Source organism: Salinibius halmophilus, assembly GCF_003577475.1.
Taxonomy (GTDB): Bacteria; Pseudomonadota; Gammaproteobacteria; order Pseudomonadales; family Natronospirillaceae; genus Salinibius; species Salinibius halmophilus.
This window is the reverse complement of the sequence record NZ_QPEP01000022.1, coordinates 1-3,106: the sequence shown is the minus strand read 5'-3', so window position 1 is coordinate 3,106 and position 3,106 is coordinate 1. Positions and strand designations below refer to the sequence as shown.

3 protein-coding genes are annotated in these 3,106 nt (G+C 36.2%); all 3 read left to right on the top strand.

From position 1 onward, the window contains the following. The first annotated feature begins 463 nt into the window (after window positions 1–463). From DUW71_RS17440 to DUW71_RS17430, 3 genes are read left to right on the top strand one after another with little or no spacing between them, the layout of a single operon-like run. Window positions 464–1,459 (top strand): radical SAM protein, encoded by a 996-nt coding sequence (locus DUW71_RS17440; protein ID WP_119396559.1) that lies wholly within the window; start codon window positions 464–466, stop codon window positions 1,457–1,459. Further along, a complete protein-coding gene (locus tag DUW71_RS17435; RefSeq protein ID WP_119396558.1) occupies window positions 1,452–2,669 on the top strand; it encodes an MFS transporter in 1,218 nt (405 codons plus the stop codon). Before DUW71_RS17440 ends, DUW71_RS17435 begins: the two co-directional genes overlap by 8 nt. Beyond that, window positions 2,662–3,003 (top strand): radical SAM protein, encoded by a 342-nt coding sequence (locus DUW71_RS17430; protein ID WP_119396557.1) that lies wholly within the window; start codon window positions 2,662–2,664, stop codon window positions 3,001–3,003. Before DUW71_RS17435 ends, DUW71_RS17430 begins: the two co-directional genes overlap by 8 nt. The last annotated feature ends 103 nt before the right edge of the window (window positions 3,004–3,106 follow it).

The window sequence follows — 3,106 nt, the reverse complement described above, 5'->3', positions numbered from 1 at the left end:
GGGGGGGGGGATTACACACTGGCTTATATTGACATCCCTCAACATCAACAGAATTACTCCCATCCTCCAACTACCTTGCACTAAAAGGTAGTGGTTACTCGACATATCGACTTTTATTAGCAATCACTATTTAAAGAGAACACTGACGAAAAGAATTATTTTTCTAGTCTATAAAGATTTTGATCGCCCTCGACCAATGATACATGTCAACAAATATATAGAGATTACGAGAAATATATTTATTTTTTAAGCGTCATGTTTAAACATAACTAACGCCAATAACGGCGAATATAAATCATAAGGAACGTCACAATGGAACATAATGTTCAAATTGAACTAGCTGAAACTCCAACTGTTGAAACTATTAGCGTAGAAGGCTGCATGGCCTCTATGAACTCACCAGTTCTAGACTAGTATTAACAGTGTGTGAGGCTTAAGCCTCACACACTTAGGCAAAAATCATATGACTTATATTAATACGAATAACGATGACAAAATAGCCTGGTTTGACTTCCCATTAGACATAAAGTGGTATATCACTAGCAAGTGCAATTTAAGATGTAAGCATTGCTATCTTGAAAGTTACAAAGATAATCCTAGTTTAGAAACCTGCCTGTCCATAATCGATTTCCTTTCTGAAAACAATGTTAGAAACATAAATTTAATCGGCGGAGAACCACTAATTAGGAAGGACTTGTATAAAATAGTAGAGAGAATATCTTCCAATGGAATTACTTGCTCCATAGCGACCAATGGATCTTTAATCACCAAAGATTCATGCACCAAGTTAATTTCCGCAGGATGTAAGAATTTCCAAATTAGCCTAGACAGTGATCTTTCATCCATCCATGACGATATCAGAGGACACGGATCACATAGTTTGGCACTAGATGCAATAAGAACAATTAACAATCTTGGTGGCACTGTTTCAATTTGTCATGTAGTTAATAAAAAAAGCTTCGAAAGAATACAATCAATCATCAAACTATCCCGAGATTTAAACGTAAAAAACCTAAAAATTACTCCGTTTTTACCAATTGGATCTGGTCAAAGCATTAAAGATCTTTCGTTAAGTATTGATCAGGAAACAAATCTAAAATTTCTGGTAGATGAGCACAAAAAAAGCCACACCACACCGATAATCACAGGATATTTTTCACGCACTTCAAACTGTGACAAAGACTGTACTTTTGGATGTGGGGCAGGCACATATTCGGCCATCATTAATAGTGATTTTACTATTTCAGCTTGTGACATGCTTACTGAAAGCGATAGAACAAAAGAAACAATAGAGAATCCAAAAAAACTTCCCGATTTATGGAATAACGACCCAGTATTTAGAAAATGGCGAGGACTAGAAAAAGAAGCGTCTGCCAAGGGAATTAGAAGCTTCCATGGTGTGCACAAGTCACCTTGCTTCCTAAAAGAAAACCAAAATGAGATTATTATAAGTGATTAATAAAGAAGACACTCTGGCTGATACTAAACGCCTTTGCTACATAAATTCAATAATTGGTTTTGAGAATATATTTGCCCCGATAGCAATTCTATTCTACACGAATCATGTTGGATTTAATTTGCTCGAAGTCGGTTTCTTCTTCGCATTGGTATCAATTTCTACACTAATTTTCGAAATACCGAGTGGAATATTATCTGATTGGCTAGGGCGTAGAGAAGTATTTGCAGCTGGAAGAATTGGCTACATCTCATCCATGATTCTTGTACTATTTCTAGACAAGGACTTAATAATATATGTTTCCATTCTATTCGGAATATCAATAGCATTATCAAGCGGCAATACCCCTGCAATAATATACTCCATGCTAAAGAGTTGTAATCACGAAAAAAAGGCTGGTGAAATATTTTCAAAATCAGCTACATTTTCTTTGTGGTCCGCCTCAATATTATCTCTCTTGGGAGGCCTACTTGGACATATAGATATAACTTATCCCTTAATCGCAGAAACAATTCTAATGTCCACCTCACTTATTGTATTTCTTTTCTTCACTAGAAAGTACAAATCATCACAGACTGAAACCAGAAATCCACCTAGTGGAATAAAAATACTAAAAGATGGAATAATAAACATATCAACAAACAAAAAACTTCTAGTATTTATAATATTTTCTGCCATTACATTCTCTTTCCTTAGAGCTAGCTACAACCTCTATCAACCTGTATTTGAAATGCTTGATATACCGGTCATATACTTTGGTATAGCATTCTCCGTCATGAATCTAATAGCATCATTTGGCGCTAAACTTAGCAGATTAAAATCCAAATCACTATTCATTCCGATTTCATTATCTGCACTAATAATCTCAGCCTTACCCTTATTCGCACACAACAATTACATAATGGTTATATCAATCACTACAATATTAATATCCCAACAACTACTAAGGGGATTCGAATCTCCTTTCTCCAATACTTCGATAAACGAAAATATCAACTCTGACAATAGCAGAACAACTATATTATCCATATCTCAGTTCACAAAAAGCATATTTTCATCAATCACAATGATCGTTTTCGGACTCTGTGCAGAGAGTTATTCCTTAGGCTTTACACTTTCAGTCACCAGCATCGCATATATTCTAATTTCTTTAGCAATACTCATATATTTCTTAAGAGCCAGCTCACCAAAAAGGATATCAAGTAGTGTCTAATGTATTTGAGCTTCCAAAATTTGTTACTCTGTATACAACATTAAAGTGCCAGCTTTCATGTTCTCACTGCTATTTTGTTCAATCAGGGCTTCTAAACAAACAAGAAATGGAATGGCCACAGATTAAGAAGACGATTACCGAACTTAGGAAGGGAGGAGTATTTGGCGTAGGGCTTGCAGGCGGAGACCCTCTACTGCACAAGGACTTTGTTGAAACTATAAGACTGATTAAAAATCTAGGTATGATGCCCTTGGTTGCAACTACAGGTGTAGGGCTTACAGAGGAATATGCCGTTCTCCTTAAAAATAGTGGTTTGAAGGCTCTTCGCATTTAAGGGTGTAGCTGAGTTTTAAAACCTCCTGACTCCAACAGGCACCGAGCTATGTAGTTGGTTACATTCCTAAAGCCCAGAGCTGTGCCACGTAAGTGTTCGAGTC